General features: G+C 48.4%; 3 protein-coding genes. All 3 read right to left on the reverse strand.

Annotated elements, in window-relative coordinates:
- Window positions 1-1,290 (reverse strand): hypothetical protein (locus KDK18_RS13225; RefSeq protein WP_257255398.1); only part of this gene is annotated, 1,290 nt, incomplete at its 3' end.
- 117 nt (window positions 1,291-1,407) lie between these two features.
- Complete coding sequence (locus tag KDK18_RS13230; RefSeq protein ID WP_257255399.1) at window positions 1,408-3,552, reverse strand: hypothetical protein; 2,145 nt, start codon at window positions 3,550-3,552, stop codon at window positions 1,408-1,410.
- 141 nt (window positions 3,553-3,693) lie between these two features.
- A complete protein-coding gene (locus tag KDK18_RS13235; RefSeq protein ID WP_257255400.1) occupies window positions 3,694-4,032 on the reverse strand; it encodes a hypothetical protein in 339 nt (112 codons plus the stop codon).
- Window positions 4,033-4,093: the final 61 nt, after the last annotated feature.

A 4,093-nucleotide genomic window follows, 5' to 3' on the forward strand; every position in this document is an offset into this window, starting at 1 on the left:
GTCTCTGCTTTTGTGATCTGACAGGGCATGAGCATTTCTGCAGACCTTTCCGCAGACTCGCTGCCGACCATCCTCTTCGACCAGGATAACATCACATGTTTTTTGCCCACTGTGGATTCTACTTTTGTGAGACGACAGGCTATTAGCATTCTTGAAGAGCTTCCCGCATGGCCGCTGCTGGCCATCTTCCCTGAACACAATCAGGTCACAGATTTTTTGCTCCGTGTCGTATTTTTTTTTGTGATCTGACAGGGATTGTTGGCAATGGGTAGTCGCTACGGGTGTGAGACAACTCGAAGCTGATATACCCATTGGGCCTGTGAAACAGACAACCGAACAAGAAATCCCGCCTTCTTCTGGAAGAGTACGAGCACCCAGACTAAGTAACCCATCGATTATAATCTGGTCATCATCGGTGACAGGTGAACTCTCAGACATTTGCAGATCATCATTGAGTCGCTCATCAGGGGCAGTGCCAGAGGCCAGCCCTGCATTCATCGAATGTGTAGCGTATCCGGGGTCAAAATAGTGTCTGTAACCAAGGTCGTCTTCATTGGCCGAATGAGGGCGTAAGCTTTGTCCGGGTGTTGCTCCTGCTGGCCGGAATTGACAAACGCCATGACAGGGGTGAACGAAACAATTTAAACCTAAACTGTGCAAATGTTCTTGTGGACTTCCAGTACCATCGCCAGAGTCAAAATACAGGAGTTGAGTGAAAGAGCCAGCAGGATGGCTGTTAGCTGCCAGGACTTGCCGGCAGGATGATTCTGATGGCAAGTTTTGTGGTGGGTTTTCAACAGAGCCATGCATCATGGTAATAGTCACAAACGGGTGATCTCCCTCCATCAGCACAAAGATTCCCTCCTGTTGTTCAGTCGATTTATAGAGCGGTGAATCGAGGTTCCAACAGCCTTTTAAGAGCCAGACAACACCGAAAACTACTTCAACAGATAGCCATGAGCTTGCAGGAGCATCTTTGGTGGTCATAATCAGTTCGTAAGCAACCAAAAGATGAATGGCATAAAGCCATTGCCACGAAATCGTCTCAATAATCACCGCTCTTGCTCCGTAACCTCCAGGTCTGCGTTGTTTTTCATCAGGCGACTTTGGTCTTGCGTAGCCATTGGTTCCGGTAAAGTCTGACGGGGTGCCTGATAATGAATACCGTTGAAGTTTTTTAGAAATGTTCTGTTCTGGAAAACCTGCATCCTGTTCAAGCTCGACAATATGATGCCTTGTCAATGCTTCGGTCTGGCAGACGACAAACAGCAACAGTAACAACAATGGCAAAAACAGTGGTAACAGCAGTGCCCCAAAAAGTGAGTGTTTAATAATTCTATCCTTGAGTTCTGGTTCTGAGAGAGAAAGGATAGATCAAGAAAACCTCCTGAAAGGACGGGTGTCAGATCAAGGACTGAGGTCATCGTTCTGGTCCAAATCAACAGGCTTGCGTTTTCGATGCACTCTTTTGTGATTAAAGAGGGCTCGAGCATTCCTGCAGACTGTCCCACATGGTTTCGGCTGGCCATGCTCCCCGACTACGGTGAAGTCACAGGTTTGATGGCCGGTGTGGTCTCTGAATTTATGATCTGCCAGGTTTTGAGCATTCATGCAGACCTTTCCGCATGGCTGTGGCTGGCCATCTTCGCCAAACACTTTTGCTCCACAGGTTTTTGGCCCGCTGTGTTTTTTTCTTTTGTGATTACTCAGGCTGCGAGCATTCTTGTATACCTTCCCGCATTGCCTCGACTGGCCATCCACCCCGACTGCTGTGAGATTACAGACTTGCTGCCCGGTGTGCTCTAGTCTTTTATGATGCGACAAAGATATTGCACTCTTGCAAACCGCATTGCATCCTTGCTGCTGGCTATCCTCCCCAACCACGATCAGGTGACAGGTTTGTTGCCCTCTGTGCTCTCTTCTTTTGTGACTTAGCAGGGCGTAAGCATTATTAGAGACCTTCCCGCATGGCCGCGGCAGGCCATCCTCCCCGACCATGGTCAGGTCACAGGTTTGTTGACCGCTGTGGACTCTGCTTTTGTGATCTGCCAAGGCCCGAGTATTCTTGCAGACTTTCCCACATGACCACTGCTGACCATCCTCTCCGACCACGATCACGCCGCAGGTTTTATGCCCACTGTGGATTCTGTTTTTGTGAACTGACAAAGCATTAGCATTCTTGCAGACCGTCCCGCATGGTCGAGGCTGGCCATCCTCCCCAATCACTGATTCGTCACAGATTCGTTGCCCTCTATGGTATTTGCTTTTGTGACATGACAGGGATCGAGCACTCTTGCAAACTGCACCGCATGGACGCTGTTGGCCATTCGTCTCGTTCACTGTCTCGTCACAGGTTTTTTGTTCGCTATGGACTCTGCTTTTGTGATCCCACAGGGCTTGAGAATTCTTACAGTATTTACCGCACGGTCGCTTCTGGCCATCCTCCCCGACCACGGTCACGTCACAGCTTTTTTGTTCAGTGTCGTATTTTTTTGTGTGATCTGACTGAGCTTGTTGCCATTGGCTAGCCACTCTGGTGATGAGACAACCGAGAGATGAAAAACCTTTTAGTCGTGAGGAATGGGCAATCGTACAGGAAATTCCATTTTTTTCTGGAAGACTATGACCTCCCAGACTGAGTAGCCCATCGATTATAACCTGGTCATCAGCTTTAGCAGATAAATTCCCGGGGATTTGCACATCTTCATTGAGTGTCCCGTCAGGGACAGTAGTAGATGTGAGCCCTACAGTCATTGAACGTGAAGCGTATCCAGAATCAAAATAGTGTATGCAACCATGGCAGTGTTTATTAACCGAATGAGGGTTTGAACTTTGTCCGGCTGATGTTCCTGATGGCCGGAATTGACAGACGCCATGACAAGGGTGAACGAAACAACTTAAACCTAAAGTGTGCGAGTAATGATGAGGGTCTCCGTTACCACCATCAGAGTCAGGATGCAGGAGATGAGTGAAGTAGCCTTTAGGGTGGATGATGGCTGACGGGACTTGCTGGCCGAACGATTCTGATGGCGTGTATTGAGGTGGGTTATCTCCAGAGCCGGGCATCACAGTTGTGATCGCAAACATATAACCCTCCTTTGTCAGCACGGAGGTTGCCACCTGTTGTTTAATCGGTTTAAACAGCGGTGAACAGAGGTTCCAATAGCTTTTTAAAAGCCAGCCGACAGCGAAAACGACTTCTACAGGTAACCATGAACAGGAGATGACGCTTATAGGGGCATCTTTGGTGGTCAGGATCAGATTATAAGCTACCAAAAGATGAGGGCCATCAAGCCATTGCCATGAAAGCGACTCCATGATGATCGTTTTTCCTCCATAACCTCCAAACCTGTGCCGATTTTCATCAAGCAGCGAAGTTGATCCTGCGTAGTCGTAGGTGTCGGTGAAGCCTGACGAGTCGCCCGGTGCTATACACCGGTGAGGCTTTATGAAAATGTTCTGTTTTGGAGAGCCTGCATCCTGTTCAAGCTTGACAATAAAATGTCTTGTCAACGCTTCGGCCTGACAGACGACAGACAACGATATTAGCAACAGCAGTGTCCCAAAGAGTGAGCCTTTAATAATTCTATCCTTGCGTTCAGATTGACAGAGAGGAAGGATAGATCAAGAAAATTAGTATGTTTTTCTCTCAGAGACCTTTCGCTGAAGCAGAAGATGGCACCAGACATAACTTCACTCGTTGTGCTCCACATCGAGAGGCTTGCGTTTCCGATGTCTTTTTTTGTGATCCGACAGAGCACTGGCATTCCTGCAGAGCTTCCCACATTGCCGCAGCAGGCCATCCTCACCGACCTCTATTACGTTGCACGAGGTTTGCCCGGCAGGTCGGGTTGTATCGGCTGTCCCGGCATCTTTTGATTCTGAGGCGACCCCGTCTGAGGCGACCACGTCCGAAGAGTTACAGCTATTGGTTGGTTTACTATCTCTGTTATGTGCCTGACATAGATGATCATTCGCACATTGGAACTGAATGGCAGGGGGACTATTTAATGCTTCCAAAGGTAAATACATTAAAGCGAGGTTTTAAGATGCTTTGCCAGTGAATGGGTGTGTTGCACGAAAGGTGACTGCT

Source organism: Endozoicomonas sp. SESOKO3 (genome assembly GCF_024606255.1).